The organism is Akkermansia sp. N21169 (assembly GCF_029854675.1).
Taxonomy (GTDB): Bacteria; Verrucomicrobiota; Verrucomicrobiia; order Verrucomicrobiales; family Akkermansiaceae; genus Akkermansia.
Genome location: NZ_JARWNC010000041.1, coordinates 98838 through 119440, shown reverse-complemented (window position 1 = coordinate 119440; position 20603 = coordinate 98838). Strand labels below are relative to the sequence as shown.

The following is a 20603-nucleotide window of genomic DNA, read 5'->3' as shown; positions in this document are numbered from 1 at the left end:
CCCTTAACCAACAACGGCAAGGTTCGTCAGCGATGGCGGTAGAGTCTGTGCCCAGGGTGACGGCGACAGGGCGAAACAAGGAGGTAAGCCCTTCTTCAGAAGAGTGTTTGGATCAATCATGCGTTGAATAGTCTATGTGGTCATAACGGATATTCGGACTCCGGGCTTCATTTCTTCTCTTCGCCTTCACCCCTTGCGGGACTGGCTTAAGCGTGTGACCGCCTTGAAGAGTCGTAACCCGATACCGCAGCGCGACTGTTTCCGGTTCTCACGGAATTCCCCGTTGCTTGGCGAAAGTGATAGAGAAATCATGCCTCCAAGTCAACTGTGTTGGATGGTATTTTCTTCTTTACAGGAAAAACAAAGCCGTCTCAAATGATGAAAACCATTTGAGACGGTTGGTGATGATTCGGAGCAAAGATGTTTTTACCTTCCCGTTCGCTGGAGGACGATGGCGGTGCGCGGAAGGAGGTAGAGAGAGAGCTTACCGTTGGCGGTGAAGTGGTGGATGGCGTTATCCTGACGCCCGAATCCGCCAAAGCGGAGATCATCGGTGTCAAGGATGATGCGCCATTCTCCTTCTTCATCAACGGGCAGGAGATAGTCGGGCAGGGCCTTGTCGCCGGACCAGTTGAAGATGAAGATCAATTTGCCCCGGCGGAAGGCGAGCACTTGGTTGGTTTCGTCGATGTTGAGAGGGTAGGCGTTGGAAACGGTCAGCAGGCGACTCTGTTCCGCCATATGCACCATGGCTTTATCGAATTCCCGGAGGAAGTCGAATTTCAGAGAGGGATTGTCGACAAGCGTCCATTGGCGGCGGCAGTATTGGTAGGACCAGTTGTTGCCTTCCCGAGGGAAGTCGATCCATTCCGGGTGGCCGAATTCATTGCCCATGAAGGTGAGCCAGCCTTCACCGCCGGCGGCGAGGGAAACGAGGCGGATCATTTTGTGCAGGGCGATGCCGCGGTCGACGACGATGCTTTTCTGATCTTTGCTCATGGACCAGTACATGTCGGCATCCATGAGGCGGAAGGCAAGGGTCTTGTCGCCGACAAGGGCCTGGTCATGGCTTTCGCAGTAGGCGATATGAGGTTCGCCATGGCGGCGGTTGGAGAGGGTGTACCACATATCGCCCATGCGCCACTCTTCATCCTTCTTTTCTTTGATGAGTTTGATCCAGTAGTCGGGGATGCCCATGGCGAGGCGATGGGTGAAGCCGATGCCTCCTTCGTCGATGGGGCGGCAGAGTCCGGGCATGCCGGACATGTCTTCCGCGATGACGATTGCTCCCGGCTTGACGGACTGGATGAGGGTGTTGGCGAGTTGAAGGTAGGCTACGGCATCGTGGTCGACGGAGGGGCCGAAGTAGGCTCCTAGGTTGTCGAATGGTTCATGTCCTCGGTGGAAGTAGAGCATGGAGGTGATTCCGTCGAAACGGAATCCGTCGAAGTGGAATTCATCCAGCCACCACCGTGCATTGGAGAGGAGGAACTGAATGACTTCGTTGCGTCCGTAATCGAAACAGCACGAGTCCCAGTCAGGGTGGTGTCCGCGTTGACCGGAGAGGAAATATTGTCCGCCGGAACCGTCGAAGTTGCTGAGCCCTTCGGCCTCATTCTTGACGGCGTGGGAGTGAACAATGTCGAGGAGGACGGCAATGCCAAGGCCGTGTGCCTTGTCGATGAGGTACTTGAGATCGTCCGGTGTACCGAATCTGGAAGAAGGTGCGAAAAAGGAGGAGACATGGTAGCCGAAGGAACCGTAATACGGGTGTTCCTGGATAGCCATCAGCTGGATGGTGTTATACCCGCCGTCGGAGATGCGCGGAAGGACATGGTCGGCAAATTCACGGTAGCTGTGGATGCGTTCTTCTTCCCCCGACATGCCGACATGGGCCTCATAGATTATGGGTGTGTCGATGCGCGAGGGGTCGAACTGGGGAGTTTGCCAGTCGTATGGTGTTGACGGATCCCATATCTGGCCGGAAAAGTCATAGGTATCCGGGTTTTGAACGGCTCTATGGATCCACGCGGGGATACGGTCCTTGTTCTCTCCGTCGGCTCCGATGACATGGACTTTGACTCTCTGTTCGTGGATCAGGGAATCGGAGGGCAGGCGGATTTCCCAGACACCGCGGTTGTTGCGTGTCATCGGGTGGGAAGTGCGGTTCCAGCCGTTGAAGTCACCGATGAGATAAAGTTCCCTCGCACCGGGAGCCCATTCGCGATAAATCCATTCTCCGGTCTCAGGATCGCGGTTGAATCCGTAATACCTGTATGCGTTGGCACATTCCTCCAGAGTGCCGAAATGTTCCCTGATCCCTTTGAGGCGGAAGTCGAACATGCGTTGTCTGTCCTTGATTTGGCGGGTGAAGGGTGCCAGCCAGCCATCGGCCATGACGAGTCCGGGAATTGGAGGTCTTCTCATTGTTTCAGTGTAGGGAGTGGAGATGGATTTGTCGATGAACTTATCCCGTCCGATGGGGAATTTGATGGAGTTTTTGCCTGTTGCTTCATGCGCCGGTATGTTGCCAGAACGAGGCGGATGGGGAGGGCGAAGGTTTCCGCCCGGTTGGCACGGGCGATGTTGAGACCGATGATATTGCCGTCGAGGTCCATCAGAGGGCCTCCTGCCATGGAGGGTTGCAGAGGGGTGTCGTGCTGGATGACCATCGGAAAATTATCACGGCGAGAACTGACCCGTCCGTTGATGTCTTCGTTGGGATCAGGGGCGTCTTCGTCTTTCACGAAAGCAGATCTTGCCGCCAGGTGCATGGTAGCATCAATGCGGGCGCCCTTGCGGGAAACGGAGATGGGGAGGGCGTCTCCCGGCTTTTTGTCCTGCATGGCGGGGCCGAGATCTTCCAGAGAGGAGACGGGATGGCCAGCCAGGCTGATGACGGTATCCCCAGGCTTTAGTCCGGCTTGGTCGGCGGGGGTTCCGGAGACGACTTCGGCAATGCTGCAAGGCGGTTCGAAAGCAATTCCCATGTAAGGGACCAGATCAGATTTCCGGGGAATGGAACGCGTGGTGGCGCCGACCGTGCCGAGGCGGATACGGCGGTCTTTTCTGGTTGTGGAGCCGTTGCTGACGACGATCGTGCCGATGGGGGGAGGTTCTTCCCGGAAACGGGGCTGCGGCATTTGCATGCCGGGAATATGGAACAGGGCCAGGTCGGTGGAGGGATCCCGGGCGATGCAGATAGCTTCGGCGTAACTTTGATTACCTGCCCGGACCAGGTAGGTTTTACCTTCCGGGACTTCGGAGGATTTGGTCGTGACGTCCCCGTCACTGCTGACGGGGATACCGTAGGCGATGGAGTCGTGGTCGTCGTAGAAGACCACACTGGCGTTTTGTATGTCCTGCCGCACGGGAGCGACGGAAGCGAGAACTTCGCGACCATTGAGGCGTTTGTCGAATTCAAGCCCGGTCGAGTCCTGGACAGCCGATGGCTCGGAGGAGGCCTGTTCCTGCAAAGCGGTAAAGACGGCTATGGGGATGTGGACGTTGTCTTCCAGTCCGGTGCCTACTTTACTGTGAATGCCGACGAGTTCTCCTTTCATATTGAAGAGGGGGCCTCCGGAGTCTCCTCCGATGACCTTGCAATCCGTCTGCAGCATGCCGTCCTTGACGGACACGACACGCCCCAGACGGACGACCGGGCCACGGGCGGCATCATAACCGCCGGGGTGTCCCAGGGCAAAGACCCATTCGCCGACGACAGGTGGAGCCGACGCGATGGGAACAGCCGGGCGTGAAGTAGTGAACGGGGGGGGGAGGAATGCGATCCCGGCGTCTGTCTCCGTATCCTGAATGATGGTTCTGCCTTCGATTCGTTCTGATCCTGACAGGGTGATCTGGAGTTTGGTGCCCGGTTGGCGTGTGACGTGGGCTGCTGAGTAGATGCAACCGTCGCGGTTGACGAAAACGCCGCTGCCATGATTGCCGGCAGCGTAGATTTCCACAATGGAAGGGAGGATTTTCGGGAGAGCGTCCCGTAGGGCTTTCTGGATGGTTTTCAATTCCTCTATGTCGGCGGGCGTTCCTGCGGGAAGAACACTCCGGGGCTTCGGTGCCTGGTCGGCTGCCGGGGCACCCGTGGACAAGATGAGGCAGCAGGCGCAGAGGAATAGCCGGAAGGGAAAGCGCATGCCGGGAAAGGGAAACATGTTACTGGACGTCTGCCGGAGTCGCATCTTCTGCTGGGGGGGCAGATGGTTCGTCCGGAAGCGTTGTTACGGCCTCCGTATTTTCCTGGATGCCTATTGCGGCAATCAGGTCGTCATAGAAATGAATTCCTGCAAAAATTCCAGCCAAGGTTACGACGACGATGATGATATCTCTCATGGTTGATGCCAGTGTATGAATTTACCGGGAACATGCCAGTGATTTCTATGCATGATCCCCGTCTTTTGCGGAAGGTTTCCAGGAAAGGGTTAGCTCCGAGAAGTTTTCCGGCAGGGTGATTGCTGCGACTCCATTCTGACGATGGGCAACAGGTACCGGTATGCCGTCGATTTCGCAACCGAGTTCTCCTGCGATGCCTGGCAGAGCATGGACGAGGAGGGTCTGGCTGGCATGGAAACCGCTCCCTTCCCCTTCCCGGTGGCGGATGAGTTTGAATCCGTCAGCCTCGGAACGGTAGGAAAATGTGCTAAAGGTGAAGTTGCCTTCCAGGTGTTCGAATCCGTCTCCCGAGTCTTCGTACAGGTGGCTTTCGCATTCCGTATGGGGAGCCCACCAAAGATCCAGGAGAGAATCCGGGCGTTCGAACTCGCCGACGAATTGCTGAACGGGCCAGTGCGGGATTACGGCGCCTCCGCGGACGAAAACTGGAATGGTGGACAGGTCGCAGGATAGCCATGAATCGGACTTGACTCCGTCCAGGCTGGCATCGTCCCGGTAGGAATACCAGTGGCCGGGCGGAACATAGAGGGAACAGCCGCCTGTTTGAGGATTGAGGACGGGGACGACATACATGTGTTCCCCTACGAAGAATTCGACCCCGCGCCAATAGGTGTCCGGATCGTGGTAACATTGCAAGGGAAGGGAACGGATGATGGGCAGGCCCTTCTTGGCGAACAGGTAGAACTGGGTATAGAAATAGGGCAGGAGGCGGTAGCGGCCTTCGATGGCTGTCCGGACATAATTTTCGATTTCTTCACCGAAACACCATGGTTCCTGACCTCCGTATTCTCCTGAAGAGTGGTTGCGGAAGAAGACGTGGAAGGCAGCCAGCTGGATCCATCGGCAAAACAGTTCTCCTGACGGATGTTCCAGGAAGCCTCCTGTATCGGATCCGGCAAAGGAGACTCCGGAAGCTGCCAGACGCTGGCATTGGAAATTAGCCATTTTCAGATGTTCCCACGTGGAGCAGTTGTCGCCTGTCCATGTTGCGGCGAATCGCTGCATTCCTGCATACCCGGAACGGGTAAGGACGAAGGGCCTCCTGTTACCTCCAAAGCGCAACATGCCTTCGCGGGTAGCCATGGCCATGCAATGGCCGTACACGTTGTGGGCCTTGGTGTGCGAGCACGGCCTGCCGTCATAGAAATGCCGGGTGTCTTCGGGGAATGTTTTGTCCGGGAAAATGACCGGTTCGTTCATGTCCGTCCATATTCCCCTGATACCGAGTCGCGATACATCGTGTTCGAACAGGTCGGCCCACCAGTCCCTGACGTAGGGGTCCGTATAGTCGGGGAAGTTGCACAGCCCCGGCCACGCAACGCCTTCCAGCAGGGAACCGTCGTGTCTCCGGCAGAAACAGTTGAACTGGTAGCCGGAGCGCCAGATAGATGCATGATGGTCGATTTTGATGCCGGGGTTGACGATGGTGACGGTTTTAATCCCTTCCTCTTCCAGATGATTGATGAGCTGGCCGGGATTGGGAAACATGGACGGATCCCAGGAAAAACTCTCGTATTTGTCCATGTGGTGGATGTCCAGGTGGATGGCATCGCACGGGATGCTGTCTGTACGGAGTTTGTCTGCCAATTCGATGACGGTGTCTTCAGGATAGTAACTCCATTTGGACTGGTGATAGCCTAATGCCCATAAAGGAGGCATGGCGGGAAGTCCTGTCAAGCGGGTATAGGCGGCGATGATGCCGATGGGGGACTTTGCATGGATAAAGTAGTAGTCCATCATTCCGCGATCGGCGCCGAAGAGAAGGATGTTTTCTTCCGTTGCTCCGAAGTCGAAGTAGGTCCTTGCCGTATTGTCGTAGAAAATTCCGTAGCAGGATCCTTCACTGAGCCCCAGGAAAAATGGGATGTTTTTATAAAGAGGGTCGGAGTGTTCATGGAAGGCGTAGTGGTCGGCTCCCCACATTTCCAGGCGTCTGCCCCGAAGATTAAGATCGCAGGGTTTGTCTCCTAGTCCGAAGAAATACTCTTTGGGGCGGATGGTTTTTCTGACCCAGTTTTTCTTTCCTCCCGTCCAGGCGTTGATTTCGTAGCCGAATCCATACTCGTCTTTCTGGAGGAGTTTGCCGTCATGCTGGGAATAGAAAGCGAGCTTCAGCGTTTCCTTGTCGATGGTGATTCTGAGATCTCCGGTGGATATCCTGTGGTATGTCTTGTTGGACTGTTCTTCCAAGGAGAGGGGCTGGGAGACGTATCCGGGATCGACTGCATAACTGGGCCAGGCTTCGAGCAGGTTGCCGACAACATAGCGGATGCGGATGATTCCGCTTTCCAGAATGTTGAGTCTGAGGGAATATTCACCGCCGGCCGACTCAAAGTCACGGATCTCCCCACCGTTGGCCGGACTGTCCAGGAGAGAGGCGGCGGTAGTGGTTGTCCGTTTCTTTCTGGGGATTTGTGAGAAAGAAAACATAATAGGTACGCTCTCTCATTCTACTGGTTCCAATTTGCGAAGACAAGAAGGTTTTAGTGAATATTAAGTTATTGCGGCATATTGAAGTTTTTTTGAATAACGGCTAGACTGAGAGTTGTCTTTGCTTTATCCTAGATACAATCTCGAAGAGGGTGGGCGTTGCATGAGCCTTCCCTAGATAAACCAAGAAAGAAAAGGAAAACAGATCCCATGAGTAAAATTAGAGTATTAGAGCTCGGCTGGGAATTTCCCCCGATGGTCAACGGGGGATTGGGTGTGGCCTGTTTGGGCTTGTCCAAGGCATTGGCGTCCAAAGTTGAGTTGAGCGTGATTGTTCCGAAGGCGGATCTCATGACTCATTATCAGGGATTCCAACTGACGGGTATCAATAACATCAGCCTGGAGGATGTGGAAAACGTGGAACGCCGGTATGCTTATGAAAGTTTTGCTCTTGTGGAGCGCGCTCCGATCGCGCTTGATCCGTACACGACGGTGGAAGGTTCCAAGGATCGCATCGTTTTTACTCAAGAGGGGAAAATCAATTTTTCCAGGACCAGCCGCGAGGATTTGGGACTGTTCCAGTCATCCGAGGATTTGTATGCGGGCGATTTGGCTCGGAAGGTGATTGAGTTTTCCAAGATTGCCGCCAAATTGGCCTTGAAACATGATTTTGACGTTGTCCACGCACACGACTGGCTGACCTATCTTGCCGGTGTAGAAATCAAAAAAGCGACCGGCAAGCCGCTGGTTGTTCATGTGCATGCCTCGCAGTTCGACCGGGCCGGAGCCGATGCCCGGGGCTGGATTTACGATATTGAAAAGTACGGCATGGAGCAGGCGGATGCCGTGATTCCCGTCAGTAAATATACGGGTACGGTCGTCAGCGGGCATTATGCCATTAACCCGCGCAAGATTTTCCCGGTACACAACGGGGCGGATCCCGTATGCGCGTTCCGAGGGAAAAAGAAATTTCCTGAAAAACTGGTTTTGTTCCTGGGGCGTTTGACCGCGCAGAAAGGGCCGGAATTTTTCCTGCAGATTGCGGCCAAGGTTTTGGAACAGACGGATAACGTGCGTTTCGTCATGGCCGGCACTGGAGAGAAACTCCGCCAGCTAATTGAAACGGGAGCTTTCAAGGGAGTTGGGGACCGTTTCCATTTTACGGGTTTCCTCAACAAAAAGCGTGTCAACGACCTGCTTTCCATCACGGATGTTTACTGTATGCCGTCCGTATCCGAGCCGTTCGGCCTGTCTGCTCTGGAGGCGGCCCAGTTCAACATTCCTGCCGTTATTTCCAAGCAATCCGGTGTGGCCGAAGTGATGAAGGGGGCGTTGAAAGCCGATTTCTGGGATGTGAACATGATGGCTCAGCATATCGTATCCCTGATTACGGATGACGAGCTTTATGACAAGGTCGTCCGCCAGGGGGCAGCCGATATTCAGGCTTCCACCTGGGATGCTGCGGCCGACAAGGTGATCAAGGTTTATAACAAGGTGTTACACCGGGATTGAGAGCTTTTCCTTCTTCCATAGAACTTAACTCATTATTGATACTACTTCCATGAGCAACATCTGCCTGACATTCACCGCCCACCAGCCCAACAGGCTTATTCCTTATGACTTCTTCAAGATTGGCGAACACGCTTTCTATGAAGACGATGCGTTGAACGGCCGCGTTCTGAGCGCTGTTTCCGAGCGCTGCTACTTACCTGCCAACCGTTTGATGAAGCAGCTCATTGAATTTACGGAAGGGAAATTCAGATTCGGGCTGGCTTTGAGCGGCGTGGTTCTGGAACAGGCCACCTACCATCGCCCCGATCTGGTCGAATCCTTGCGTGAATTGGCCGATACGGGATGCGTGGAGTTCATGATCATGCCGTATTACAATTCCCTGGCTTCCGTTTATTCTCCCCAGGAATTTGCCGACCAGGTACAGGAACACCGGGATCTGTTGAAAAAACTCTTCGGGACGGAATCTTCCGTTCTGGTCAATACGGGCATGCTCTATTCCAATGCCATTGCCTCACAGGCGGAAACCTTGGGATTCAAGGGCATACTGGCGGATGGCAATCCGACGGTTCTTCAGAATTTCTGGGATAACGAGGTTTTCCTGGCTCCCCAGGTGTTTCGGACGACGACCATTTTCCGGAATAGGACGCTTTCCAATGATCTGGCTAACCGCAGAACGGATTCCTCCTGGTCGGAATATCCTCTTTCCCCGTTGACGTTTACCGACTGGCTCTCGAACCAGCCCGGTTCTGTGACCACGCTTTCCATGGACTACGAAACTCTTGGAGAACGGCAAAATGCCGCTACAGGAGTGTTTGAATTCTGGAGGACGATGATCCTTAACTGTGTGGAACGCGGCAATACGTTTATGACACCCACGGAAGTAGCGGAAAAAATCAAACCTGCCGGAGTTTGCAATTGCACGAGGGAGATGACTTGTTCGACATTCGGTTCCATGTCGCACTGGAACGGCAACGTCATGCAGGATGAAGCGATTAAGAAAATTTATCGGCTTGAAGGCGCAGTCAAAGCGGCCAATGACGCCGATCTGACCCATGTCTGGAGAAAGCTTCAGAGTGCCGACCACTTCCATTATATGGAAAAAGGCAATTCCTTTACGCCGTACGCATCACCCTTCGATGCCTATATTTATTATATGAACGCTCTTTCCGACCTTCAGATCCGCGTCAAGAGGACGGCGGCCCTGCTTGCGGCGAAAAAGAACGAACGGCTGGTCTGATTTCCACGCATCCGGTTTATCCGATTCATCATGCAACGAAGGGAGGGGGCCTGACGGTCTCCTCCCTTTTTCGTTGGAGGCATCGGAAAGAACTAATCTTGTTTTTTTGTCGGTATTCCGGGGTACAGAACGTGATTCGATGCCACCCTGAGGCAGAAGTCGGAGCGGCTGTCTTGTTCCATGCTTGGCAAAGGGGTGGGAGTTCGGATAATTTCTGCCCATGATTGAATTCACTCTTTTTGGCTTTCCTATTCGCATCCGGCCCATATTTTGGCTGGGGATGGCTTTTTTGGGTGGAGCGTTGCGGATTACCAATTCATCGGATCTGATGATGGTCGCCTTGTTCATGATTGCCGGAACCCTGACGATCCTCATTCATGAACTGGGTCATGCTTTGGCAGGACGTTGGTTGGGGAATGCGTCTGCGGCGATCGAAATGGTTTTCCTCGGAGCCTATACGCAATATTTTCATCCTCGGTTTGGGAAGCATGGCCGGGCCTTGTCCATACTGGCCGGTCCTTTGGCGTCGCTGATTCCCGGTATTCTTGCTGCTCTGATCTTGTTTTTTTATACCGGAGGCAATATGTTGGCCTGGTGGGTTTCCACAGTAGCCTTGTCGCTTTCCCCGTGGCATGGGTTCCAATTGGCTGAACCCCTGGGTTTTGACGACCAAGTTGGCATTCAACTGTACTTTCTGGGATGTCTCCTTTTTACATCCTTTTGGTGGACCGTGTTGAATGTGTTGCCGATCTATCCTCTCGACGGCGGCCAGTTCCTGGGAGAATACATGAAGTCTCCCAGGCGTCTTCACCAGGTTGGCTTGGCTCTTTCCGTCATTTTGGGGGCTTTCTCCTTCCTTTACATGGGAGCCATGCTCCTGGGCTTTTTCATGATTATGTTCGCCTTTGAAAATTATCAGGGCATGAAACGGGCTCCGTTTTAACTCTTTTTCCATCACACACACCTATGTCCCAACAAACTGCCATCACTCCTACCCGGGCCCAGGATTTCCCGGAATGGTATCAGCAAGTCATTAAGGCCGCCGACATGGCGGAAAATTCCGAAGTCCGCGGCTGCATGGTCATCAAACCGTGGGGCTATGCCATCTGGGAATTGATCCAGAAGGATCTTGACCGTCGGTTTAAAGAAACCGGGCACAGCAATGCCTATTTCCCGCTGTTGATCCCTATCTCCTATTTGGAGAAGGAGGCCGAACATGCAGAGGGTTTCGCCACGGAATGCGCCGTAGTGACTCATCACCGCCTTCAGGCCCGGAAGGATCCCGCGACGGGTAAAACCCGCATGATTCCGGAAGGAGAACTGACTGAAAAATTTGTCATTCGCCCGACTTCGGAAACTGTCATTGGCGCTGCTTTCGCCCGCTGGACATCCAGCTACCGTGATTTGCCTCTCAAGATCAACCAGTGGTGCAACGTCATGCGCTGGGAGATGCGCCCCCGCATTTTCCTCCGGACGGCGGAATTCCTTTGGCAAGAAGGGCATACGGCTCACGAAACGCGCGATGAGGCCATCGGCGAAGCCAGGATGATGCACAAAGTGTATGAGGATTTCCAGCGCGACGTGCTGGCTATCCCGACGATTCCCGGTGAAAAAACGGAGGCAGAACGCTTCCCGGGGGCAGAAATGACTTTGACGGTGGAAGCGATGGTGCAGGATCGCAAGGCCATTCAGGCGGGCACGTCTCACTTCCTAGGGCAGAATTTCTCCAAGGCTCAGAACATCAGCTTCACCGGACGCGACAACACGGTTCAGTTTGCCTGGACGAGCTCCTGGGGCGTTTCTACCCGCATGATCGGCGCCCTGATCATGACGCACTCCGACGACGATGGCCTCGTTTGCCCTCCTCGCGTTGCTCCTCAGCAGGTGGTGATTATCCCGGTCACGCCCAAGGCCGACACCGCCGATGCCGTGATTGCCCATTGCGAAGAATTGGCGGCCAGGCTGCGCTCCCAAAGTTTCCATGGCGAGCCTCTGCGCGTTGTTGTTGACAAGCGCGACTTGAGCGGTGGTACGAAGAAGTGGGAATGGGTGAAGAAAGGGGTTCCGGTCCGCCTTGAAATCGGCCCTCGCGATTTGGAAAAAGGTTCGGTTTGCTTGCAACGCCGTGACCAATCCACGTCGGAAAAGGTTTTCAAACCGGAAGCTGAAGTCGTTGACGGCATGGTGGCCCTGTTGGATGACATCCAGCAGAACCTGCTCCGTAAAGCCACCGAATTTCGCGATTCTCATATCCGCCGGGCTTCAAGCATGGCGGAGCTGGAAGCCAACTTCTCCGGAGAACAGGATGCCGACTGGCTTCTTGTGCCGTGGGACGGTTCCCCCGAACAGGAAGAAGAACTGGCCAAGCGTCTCCGTATCTCGATCCGCTGCATTCCTGTCGGTTCCATGGGGACAGGAGAGGAAGCCCCGTGCATCCTGACCGGCAAGCCGACGACGCGCCGCGTGATCTGGGCTCGTAGTTATTGATCCTCGCTTTCCCTGTTTTTATTTTCTAAAACCCCCATCTGTTCTCTGGTAATGGATGGGGGTTTTTGCTAGGGAATGTAGAGCGAGGTTTTCATGGGAAACTTTTACGGAACCGTTGCCGTAGGAATACATGATCAGGAAATTATGCATGAAGAACTGATTCGGTGAGTATAATGAGAAATATATTAATCCTTGTGATTGCTTTATTATCAGGAATTGGCGCCTATGTTTCGCGTGCCGAGGTGTGCCCGGAATCCCCGGCGTGCATTCCTCAATTGCGGGTCAAGAATCCCGCTATTGATAAACTTTTGGATCTATTAAAAGAGAAAAAGTATAAATCGTATTACAAGGAACTGCGTGAATTTGGTGCTAAAAATCCTCGGAAGATAACTTCTGATAAGGATATTGATGAGGAATTTCGTAATTTTGTATGGTATTGCTATTTTCTGGCTAGCCTTCCTGTGTTTGATTCGAAATTATATATGGAAACAGAATCGGAAACTTATCACTATCATGAATTTAATGCAATTTTTGATTTGTGGCTTAAATTGCAATCTACACCTTCGCTTGCAATCGCTAATATGAACCTTCATGATTCTAATAAAATTAAGGAATCATTGAAGAAGCAAATATTGACGCGGACTATTCTTTCCTACTATGCTTGCATCCTCAATCAGTTCAAGAATGCGCATGAAACGAATCCTTGGGGTAGGCCAAGGAAAGATCGGTTGCGCCTTGGAATTGAGGTCGTATTTCGACAGATGCCGGAAGAAATGCAGAAGACAGGTTTTACAAATTCATTTATCAATAAAAGGAATAGTTTTGTGGAGACTGTGACTCCATGGATGGAACCGCAATTTATGAGAACGCTTGTGCATGTTTTTCCTGGCAGGTATAACGATGTGAAGGAATACCTATTGAAGGCGGGATACACGGAAGACGAAATTCCCGGATTGATTGACCGGACGGTAGGAAGGGATGCGTCAACGGACTTCCTGTATCGCGGGAAGCACCGTCAGGAGAACGATAAGTTGCTCAAGAAAAAGGCCGCCCAAGCTGCGAAGGCTTCGGCGGCTCAATAAATATTCCGATAGATCGCCGGGTGTTTATCTTTTGATTGCCTTGATGGTGAGGGTAGGGGGATTTTGGCGGTTGAGGTAGGCTTCACCGAAGTTACGGACGAGTTCGTAGTAAGGGCGGGCCATCGTGAAGTTTTCGGCCTTCATCAGTTGGTAGAATGCTCCGTCGGCCTGATCGCGTCCGAGTGGTGCTCCGTTCATGATGGCATGCAGCATGGCGTCGTGGAAGAGGGTGGGGGTGAGCAATTTGGCTGTGGTGGGGCCTTCGGTTGCTCCGTCCCAGACGTAGCCCGGTTCGATGGTGAAGGTTTTGCCGCGAGCCGTCATGCAGAGTTTCTTGTTCCGGGTGTCGAAGGCTTCCCAGTACCCCAGTTCGTGCTGGAATGTCCAACTGACGCGGGTGCCGGTCATGTACATGGTTTTCTGATCAATGGTGACGCAGCGGTACCAGGGCTGGTCGTCGTGTTTCAGGGAAACTTTGGCGATGGTGCCGACGCCTTTGCCGGAGCAGAGGCAATCCGAGCATGAGGTGAATGCCCATGGCAGCAGGAGAGCCATGCCACAGGGGATGACCAAACGGAAGTTGATGGGGCTTGTACTCATGATTTTCTAATCCTTCCAGTAATTTGGAACAAGTTCCGCTGATTTGCAAGACTTGGAGGCCGAGCATGACGAAAGGACGAGAAAAAACCGTGAATCCTGCCGGAGAAGTGATAGGATGCCCCACGCCCATGGGAAAGATCTCGGAGGAAAGCATCAAGCGCGTTCTTGGGGCCACGGATATCGTGGACCTGATCAATTCCTATATCCCGTTGAAGAAGGCGGGAGCCAGTTGGAAAGGTGTCTGCCCGTTTCATAACGATACGCATCCTTCGATGACCGTCAGTCCCGTGCGCCAGAGCTTCATGTGCTTTGCCTGCCAGACGGGGGGGGATGCCTTGAGCTTCGTGATGAAGTATGAGAATCTGCCCTTTGCCGATGCTGTGCGGAAGCTGGCGGAACGAGCCGGGATTCCGCTGATTGAGGAGCAGAGCAGTCCGGAAGAAGACCGACGCCGCAAGCAAAGAACGGGGCTGTTGGAGGTGAACCGGATGGCAATGGAGTATTTCCACAACCTTTTGATGAAATCGAAGAAGGCGGATCATGCGAGAGAGTACATGAAATCCAGGGGATTTGGTTCGGACATGGCCGCCCGGTGGAAGGTGGGGTGGGCTCCCGACCAATCGTCCTCGTTTTTGCGCTGGGCTCAGTCGAAGAATATTCCCGCCCGGTATTTGATCGATTCCGGTTTGGCGAGTATCGGGGAAAGAAATGACATGTACTGCCGCTTCCGGGATCGTCTGATGTTTCCCATCTGCAATGACCGGGGCGAGTGTGTGGCTTTTTCCGGGCGCGTTTTGGGGCAGGCTGTAAATACGGGTAAATATGTGAATAGCCCGGAAACGCAATTGTTCCGAAAGCGGGACATTTTGTTTGGGCTGGACCGTGCCAAAAAGTCGTTCGACAAGATGGGGCGAGTCGTACTTTGCGAGGGGCAGCTGGATGTGATCGCCTGCCATGAGGCAGGGCAAACATGCGTCGTGGCTCCCCTGGGTACCGCTTTTACCAACGATCATGTACCGTTGTTATTACGGTACAGGCCGAAGAAGGTGTTGTTATGCTTTGATGCCGATCGCGCCGGGATGTCGGCTGCGGATAAGGCTTTTCGTATTCTCGCTCCGGCGGGGCTGGATGTGGAATTGGTAGATCTTCCGGCAGGCGATGATCCGGATTCTTTCATCAAACGCGAGGGGGCCGAGGCGTTCGCCGTTCTTCTGGACGGGGCGCGCCCCTTCTTTGAAGCCCGGGTGAACCGGGCCAGAAACCAGGGACTGTTGAACGATTCTTCGTCCCGGATGGCATTTTCCCGCGATATGATCAGTCTGATGGGATGTATCAAAGATGCCGTTGCACGGGATCTTGCTGCATCGGACATGGCTACGCGCATGCGCATGGGATTTGAAGAAACGAAGCGCGAGGTGCAGAAGGCCGTCCGCTCATTTCGGTACGAGCAGGCATCGAACTCTTCCAGAAACGAGAAGGAGAACGCCCGGGATGAAGAGAGGATAGAACCTATCCGTGTGGACCGTTCCGTCGTCGTGCTGTGCGAGATGGCTTTGAACGATGCGAAGGCTCAGTCCTACCTCGTAGAACGCATTGAGGATATTTGGGAAGCCATGAACTGGGTGCCCGGCGGAGAGGTGTTGAGGAAAATCCTGAACAAGGCTCCATGTCCCGAAGATCCGGCAGCTATCCAGGCGTTCATTCACTCCCTGCCTCCTGAAGAAAGCGCCGCCCTGTTGCAGATGAATATGAACACTCCTCCCATGTCTGACCCGGAACGGGCTGCAGCCGAAGCTTGTTCCGGCCTTATCCGCATTTCCCTGGAACGCCAGAAGGATGCCGTCCTGGCGGAGTTGCAGGATGAAAATTTGCCGGTTGAAAAACGCATGGAGCTGATACAAAAAAGTATTGACTTGAAGAACCTCCTCTTTAGTATTTTCACCCACACGCCCTAGGAGGGCTTGTATAATGGTTGCATAGTGCCCAGAATTTTTTCTTATGTCCAAATCCGGTGATTCATCGTCTTCGTCTTCAGCCAAGGATTCTTCCGCCAAGAAGGTCAAATCTTCTTCCGCGTCCAAGGCTGATGCCAAAAAAACTGCCTCCAAGGCAGCCTCCGGCACCGGGGCTAAAGCCCCTGCTGTCAAAAAGACACCGGTAAAACCCGGTGAACCGAAGGTATCTCCAACGACCAAATCGGCAAACCCGGCTTCCGGGAAGGCTGACAAATCCGCCAAATCCTCCAAATCCGCTCCGGCATCCAAGCCGGCTGCTCCTAAAAAGAAAGCTGCAACCAAGGCTCCCGCCGCTTCTTCAGCCCCGGCTAAACAACCTGCTGCGGAAAAAACTCCTGCCAAAAAAGCTCCAGCCAAAGCGACGGGCAAAGCTCCAGCCAAGCCAGCCGCTAAGCCGGTCGTAAAACCTGCCAAGGCTGCCAAATCCTCTCCGGATGCCGAAACGAAACAGGCCCCGGTCAAGCAGCCGGCGGCTAAGAAATCTGCGTCCAAGTCATCCAAGACTTCCGAGGAAAAGACTGCTGCTCAAAAAGAAGGGGAACGCATTAAAAAGATCAGTGAACTCCTCGAGGAGGATCGTGCCCGCGCTGCCCGCCGCAAGGTGAACAGCCCGATCGATGCTCCGGAAATTCAGGAAAAGATCCGTGATTTGATCAAACTTGCCAAGGAGCAAGGCTACCTGACTTTCGACGACATCAATGACGCTCTTCCCAACGACATCGTCGATCCCCAGGATTACGAGAGCATCATGGAACGCCTGCGTAGCATGGCATTCGATATCATTGATGCCTCCGAAGTAGATACTTATACGGATCGCATCCGCATTCGCGATACCGAGGAAGAGGACGAGGAGGAAAAGCTGGAAGCCAAAATGGACATTCTGGACGATCCCGTCCGCATGTACCTCAAGCAGATGGGGCAGGTTCCCCTGCTGACCCGCGAGCAGGAAGTTGAAATCTCCAAGCGTATCGAAACCGCCGAACAGAATGTTCAGCGCTGTGCCCATAAGTTCGGCTTCATTGCCAGAGCTTATCTGAAAGTGGCTTTCCACCTGAATGAAGGGGAAGAACGCTTCGATCGCGTGATTCTCGACAAGAAGATCGATTCTCGCGACCGCTACATGAAAGCTTTGCCCCATCTGTGCAATCAGATCGTACAGGCACATGCCGACGCCGAAGTCGCTTATAAGAAGCTTCATCAGACGCGTAAGTCCGGCAAGACAACGAAGGCGCGCGAAGCCGAGTTTCAGAAAATTCACTCCTCGCTGGTGAAACTGTATGGTCGCCTGTATTTCAAGCACAAGATCATTGAAGATTTTTGTACAATGATCGACGAAGCCAAGGAAAGCGTGGTTCGTGCCGTCAAGAAGATTGATTCCCCGACAGAAACTCCGGATGAAAAATCCGCTGTTCAGGAAAAGCTTCTGGAATATGAAATGCGGATGTGGATGACGCATGAAGAAATGGGAGTTGCCTACAAGGAACTTCGCAAATGGATTCGTGAAGCCCGCCGGGCCAAGGATGAAATGGTGGAAGCCAACCTCCGTCTTGTTATCTCCATTGCCAAGAAGTACACGAACCGCGGTCTTTCGTTCCTGGACTTGATTCAGGAAGGCAACATGGGGCTCATGAAGGCCGTGGAAAAGTTCGAATACCGCCGTGGCTATAAGTTTTCCACGTATGCGACGTGGTGGATTCGCCAGGCGATTACGCGTTCGATTGCCGACCAGGCCCGTACGATCCGTATTCCCGTCCACATGATTGAAACGATCAACAAGCTGATGCGCGTGCAGAAGCAGTTGGTGCAGGAATTCGGCCGTGAACCCTCCCCCGAGGAAATTGCGGAAGAAATCAACCTGCCGGTCGAACGGGTTCGTTCCGTCCTCAAAATGGCTCAGCAGCCTATTTCTCTGCAGGCTCCGGTCGGTGATTCCGACGATACCTCCTTCGGCGACTTCATCGAAGACAAGGCGGCTGAAAACCCGATGGAAGAGGCATCGTTCTCTTTCCTGAAAGAGAAGATCAAGGACGTGCTGGATACCTTGACCGAACGCGAACGCGAAGTGATCGAACAACGTTTTGGCCTCCGCGATGGCAGTCCCCGTACGCTGGAAGAAGTCGGACGCCAGTTCAATGTGACGCGCGAACGTATCCGCCAGATTGAGGCCAAGGCTCTCCGTAAGCTCCGTCACCCCATTCGTCTGAACAAGATTAGAGGGTTCCTGGAAATGACGGAGTCCTGATCCGGAATCTCATCTTTTTCCATACCGGGAATGGGCGATTGCCGCTCATTCCCGTTTTTATAACTGTCGACAGTATATGATCTCCCATAATTTGAAATGTCTTGCCTGCCTGTCCTTTGCTTTTCTGACGCTGGGGATGGCGGGATGTACTACATCTTCTTCTCCCGTTCAGCCTTCTTTGGAGCAGCCGAATGCGCCGGTTATGCCCCATGGCTTTACCTATGTCGATGAAGTGGCTCCCCGCGTTCTTGCCGATCTGAAATACGCTGGAAACGATAATTTCATTGGGAGGCCGATGGCTGGCTACCGGGGAAAAAGACCCATTCTACGGACGCAGGCGGCGGAAGCGTTGAAGCAGGTTTCCGACGATTTGTGGTCTCAGGGATACCAGTTGCTGATTTACGATGCCTACCGCCCCCATATTGCGATGATCGACATCAATAACTGGGGCAGGGATCTGTCCGACCAGAAGATGAAACGGAAATTCTATCCCGGTATTGAGAAGAAACAGATTTTCGAGGACAAGTACATCCGCGATTGTTCGGAGCATTCCCGTGGCGTTGCCGTGGATATTACACTGGTGAAGCGCGGATCCCGCAAGCCTGTCGATATGGGAGGGCACCATGACTTTCTGGATCCGACCTCGGCAACGGATACCAATCTTGTGACTCCAGCCCGGCAAAAGAACCGCCAGCTTCTCAAGCAAGCCATGGCAAGGAGGGGATTCGTCAATTACGAACCGGAATGGTGGCATTACCGCCTTTCCCCCGAACCGGATATGACTGCCTACTACTACTTCCCCGTTTGGGATGGGATGCGGAAAGAGACGGTTTCTCCGGAAACTCCGGCAAAATCTTAGGGAACCAAGCCTCTTTCTCGAATCCGATTCCCGGAAGGATGACGCCGATTTTGCTGGGCAAGCCTTTTTCATCGCTGTATCTTCCCGCCAGAACCATGATTGAAGATTGCTTCAGAAAGAGATTCCTGCGTTTGCTATGCCTGTTGATTATGGTGTTTTCCGGCATGGTCGCAGTAGCTCCGCAGGATGCAGCCGCTGCCGGTTCGCATTCGGTGACGCCCGCGTACCATGCTGAGGACGAAGGGGTAAAACCCCAGTTCAGCCATTTCCCCGTACCTTTGAGCGTTTATGAACAGGAGGAAAAGGCGGCAGGTATTTCGGGGGTGTGGGACCAGCTTGTGTTCCGCGTCCAGAAGGATCCCTTCAATCTGGCTGTGACCCTGGTTTTCCTTGGGGCGATTATCCATACGTTCATGGCTGCCAAATTTGAACGGATTTCCCATCGTCTGGCCCAGAGGCACAAGGCCAAACTTCAGAAGTCCGGGTACCGGGTGATGCATCCGGAGGAGCGCCCCCCCGTGTCGTTCCTGTCCGTCGTGTTCCACTTTTTAGGTGAAGTGGAGGCGGTATTCGGTTTGTGGATCATCCCGTTTCTGATCGTCTGTAACAATTACTACAGTTTTGAAGATTTCAAGCTGTATTTGAATTACGATTGCTCGTTTACGGAGCCGTTGTTTGTGATGGTCGTTATGATCATTGCTTCCTCCCGTCCGGTGTTTCGTTTGGCGGAATCCGTTCTTCACATGGGGGCGAGGCTTGGCGGGGCGACTCCTGCTGCCTGGTGGCTGTCTGTCATGTGCCTGGCTCCTCTTCTCGGGTCCCTGATTACGGAGCCTGCCGCGATGACGATTGGAGCTCTTTTGCTGGCCAAACGCTTTTACGACCTTAAGCCGAGCCGTCCTCTGATGTATGCGACGCTGGCGCTTTTATTCGTGAATATTTCCATTGGCGGGACACTGTCTTCCTTCGCTGCTCCTCCCGTAGTGATGGTGGCCGAAAAATGGGGCTGGGGGATGTCCCACATGGTGATTCATTTCGGATGGAAGGCCGTGGCGGCCATTATCATTTCCAATATCGTGTATTATATGGCGTTCCGGAAGGAATTCCGGCGTTTGACCGCAGAGAGCGAAGCCGCTTCCGAGTTTGGAGATGCCATTCCCCTGGCCTGGGAGGATCGCAAGGACAGTATCCCGGTCTGGGTGACGGTGGCACATGTGCTTTTCCTGGCATGGACGGTGTATTTTTCGCATGTTCCGGTGTTGTTCATCGGCGGTTTCCTGTTCTATATGGGCTTTACGCTGGCAACGCCCCAGTTCCAGAACAATATGACGATCAAGGTGCCGATGATGGTGGCCTTCTTCCTGGCCGGTCTTGTGATTCTCGGTGGCGTACAGGCTTGGTGGCTGCAGCCCGTGCTGATGGGGCTGAATGCGGACGACGTCATGCTGGGGGCGACTATGTTGACGGCTTTCAATGACAATGCCGCCGTGACTTTCCTGGCCTCGACGGTGCCGAACCTGAGCGAGGGCGTTAAATATGCCGTGGTGGCCGGTGCTGTGACGGGGGGCGGCTTGACGGTAATTGCAAATGCTCCGAATCCGGCCGGGCAGGCGATCCTCGGCAAGTATTTCAAGGGGATCAATCCTCTTTGGCTGTTTGTGTTTGCCATTTTCCCGACGGCGGTCGTGTATGTGTTCTACACCTGCTTCGGACATTGAATAGAATAAGAAAC

Annotated in this window: 14 protein-coding genes and 1 riboswitch; of the genes, 9 read left to right on the top strand and 5 right to left on the bottom strand. The window is 53.7% G+C overall.

Going from position 1 to position 20603, the window contains the following annotated elements; genetic code table 11:
- Window positions 1–126 precede the first annotated feature (126 nt).
- Window positions 127–328: riboswitch (cobalamin riboswitch) on the bottom strand.
- Window positions 329–426: 98 nt separating this feature from the next.
- The 4 genes from QET40_RS11130 to QET40_RS11115 are packed head-to-tail and all read right to left on the bottom strand — an operon-like array spanning window position 427 to window position 6837.
- Window positions 427–2427, bottom strand: a complete 2001-nt coding sequence (locus QET40_RS11130) for an alpha amylase C-terminal domain-containing protein (protein WP_280127246.1) — start codon at window positions 2425–2427, stop codon at window positions 427–429.
- On the bottom strand, window positions 2424–4169 hold the full coding sequence (locus QET40_RS11125) for a trypsin-like peptidase domain-containing protein (RefSeq protein WP_280127245.1): 1746 nt from the start codon (window positions 4167–4169) through the stop codon (window positions 2424–2426). Before QET40_RS11125 ends, QET40_RS11130 begins: the two co-directional genes overlap by 4 nt.
- A 1-nt stretch (window position 4170) precedes the next feature.
- A complete protein-coding gene (locus tag QET40_RS11120) occupies window positions 4171–4347 on the bottom strand; it encodes a hypothetical protein (RefSeq protein WP_280127244.1) in 177 nt (58 codons plus the stop codon).
- 45 nt (window positions 4348–4392) lie between these two features.
- Window positions 4393–6837, bottom strand: a complete 2445-nt coding sequence (locus tag QET40_RS11115) for a TIM-barrel domain-containing protein (protein WP_280127243.1) — start codon at window positions 6835–6837, stop codon at window positions 4393–4395.
- Window positions 6838–7047: 210 nt separating this feature from the next.
- On the opposite strand from QET40_RS11115, the gene QET40_RS11110 reads away from it, so the two are divergent.
- The 5 genes from QET40_RS11110 (at window position 7048) to QET40_RS11090 (ending at window position 13155) form a co-directional block, all read left to right on the top strand.
- Window positions 7048–8349 carry a glycosyltransferase gene (locus QET40_RS11110; RefSeq protein ID WP_280127242.1) on the top strand — a complete coding sequence of 434 codons (1302 nt, stop codon included), beginning with the start codon at window positions 7048–7050 and terminating at the stop codon, window positions 8347–8349.
- Between the two features lie 49 nt (window positions 8350–8398).
- Window positions 8399–9586 carry a glycoside hydrolase family 57 protein gene (locus tag QET40_RS11105; protein ID WP_280127241.1) on the top strand — a complete coding sequence of 396 codons (1188 nt, stop codon included), beginning with the start codon at window positions 8399–8401 and terminating at the stop codon, window positions 9584–9586.
- A gap of 220 nt (window positions 9587–9806) precedes the next feature.
- Window positions 9807–10529: a site-2 protease family protein gene (locus QET40_RS11100; RefSeq protein WP_280127240.1), complete on the top strand. Its 723-nt coding sequence runs from the start codon at window positions 9807–9809 to the stop codon at window positions 10527–10529.
- Window positions 10530–10552: 23 nt separating this feature from the next.
- Window positions 10553–12073: a proline--tRNA ligase gene (gene proS / locus QET40_RS11095; protein WP_280127239.1), complete on the top strand. Its 1521-nt coding sequence runs from the start codon at window positions 10553–10555 to the stop codon at window positions 12071–12073.
- A gap of 173 nt (window positions 12074–12246) precedes the next feature.
- Window positions 12247–13155 (top strand): hypothetical protein, encoded by a 909-nt coding sequence (locus tag QET40_RS11090; protein WP_280127238.1) that lies wholly within the window; start codon window positions 12247–12249, stop codon window positions 13153–13155.
- A gap of 24 nt (window positions 13156–13179) precedes the next feature.
- On the opposite strand, the gene QET40_RS11085 is transcribed toward QET40_RS11090, so the two are convergent.
- On the bottom strand, window positions 13180–13755 hold the full coding sequence (locus tag QET40_RS11085; protein WP_280127237.1) for a hypothetical protein: 576 nt from the start codon (window positions 13753–13755) through the stop codon (window positions 13180–13182).
- 65 nt (window positions 13756–13820) lie between these two features.
- Between QET40_RS11085 and dnaG the strand changes: the two genes are divergently transcribed.
- From dnaG to QET40_RS11060, 4 genes are all read left to right on the top strand, one after another.
- A complete protein-coding gene (gene dnaG / locus QET40_RS11080; protein WP_280127236.1) occupies window positions 13821–15710 on the top strand; it encodes a DNA primase in 1890 nt (629 codons plus the stop codon).
- A gap of 43 nt (window positions 15711–15753) precedes the next feature.
- Window positions 15754–18012 carry an RNA polymerase sigma factor RpoD gene (gene rpoD / locus QET40_RS12555; RefSeq protein ID WP_322189999.1) on the top strand — a complete coding sequence of 753 codons (2259 nt, stop codon included), beginning with the start codon at window positions 15754–15756 and terminating at the stop codon, window positions 18010–18012.
- 76 nt (window positions 18013–18088) lie between these two features.
- Window positions 18089–18871, top strand: a complete 783-nt coding sequence (locus tag QET40_RS11065; RefSeq protein ID WP_280127235.1) for a M15 family metallopeptidase — start codon at window positions 18089–18091, stop codon at window positions 18869–18871.
- Window positions 18872–18966: 95 nt separating this feature from the next.
- Window positions 18967–20589 (top strand): putative Na+/H+ antiporter, encoded by a 1623-nt coding sequence (locus tag QET40_RS11060; protein ID WP_280127234.1) that lies wholly within the window; start codon window positions 18967–18969, stop codon window positions 20587–20589.
- Window positions 20590–20603 lie beyond the last annotated feature (14 nt).

Bases quoted from the DNA above. Each gene is read 5' to 3' on its own strand.
- QET40_RS11130 (WP_280127246.1), bottom strand. From the start codon at position 2,427: ATGAGAAGACCTCCAATTCCCGGACTCGTCATGGCCGATGGCTGGCTG.
- QET40_RS11125 (WP_280127245.1), bottom strand. From the start codon at position 4,169: ATGTTTCCCTTTCCCGGCATGCGCTTTCCCTTCCGGCTATTCCTCTGC.
- QET40_RS11120 (WP_280127244.1), bottom strand. From the start codon at position 4,347: ATGAGAGATATCATCATCGTCGTCGTAACCTTGGCTGGAATTTTTGCA.
- QET40_RS11115 (WP_280127243.1), bottom strand. From the start codon at position 6,837: ATGTTTTCTTTCTCACAAATCCCCAGAAAGAAACGGACAACCACTACC.
- QET40_RS11110 (WP_280127242.1), top strand. From the start codon at position 7,048: ATGAGTAAAATTAGAGTATTAGAGCTCGGCTGGGAATTTCCCCCGATG.
- QET40_RS11105 (WP_280127241.1), top strand. From the start codon at position 8,399: ATGAGCAACATCTGCCTGACATTCACCGCCCACCAGCCCAACAGGCTT.
- QET40_RS11100 (WP_280127240.1), top strand. From the start codon at position 9,807: ATGATTGAATTCACTCTTTTTGGCTTTCCTATTCGCATCCGGCCCATA.
- proS (WP_280127239.1), top strand. From the start codon at position 10,553: ATGTCCCAACAAACTGCCATCACTCCTACCCGGGCCCAGGATTTCCCG.
- QET40_RS11090 (WP_280127238.1), top strand. From the start codon at position 12,247: ATGAGAAATATATTAATCCTTGTGATTGCTTTATTATCAGGAATTGGC.
- QET40_RS11085 (WP_280127237.1), bottom strand. From the start codon at position 13,755: ATGAGTACAAGCCCCATCAACTTCCGTTTGGTCATCCCCTGTGGCATG.
- dnaG (WP_280127236.1), top strand. From the start codon at position 13,821: ATGACGAAAGGACGAGAAAAAACCGTGAATCCTGCCGGAGAAGTGATA.
- rpoD (WP_322189999.1), top strand. From the start codon at position 15,754: ATGTCCAAATCCGGTGATTCATCGTCTTCGTCTTCAGCCAAGGATTCT.
- QET40_RS11065 (WP_280127235.1), top strand. From the start codon at position 18,089: ATGATCTCCCATAATTTGAAATGTCTTGCCTGCCTGTCCTTTGCTTTT.
- QET40_RS11060 (WP_280127234.1), top strand. From the start codon at position 18,967: ATGATTGAAGATTGCTTCAGAAAGAGATTCCTGCGTTTGCTATGCCTG.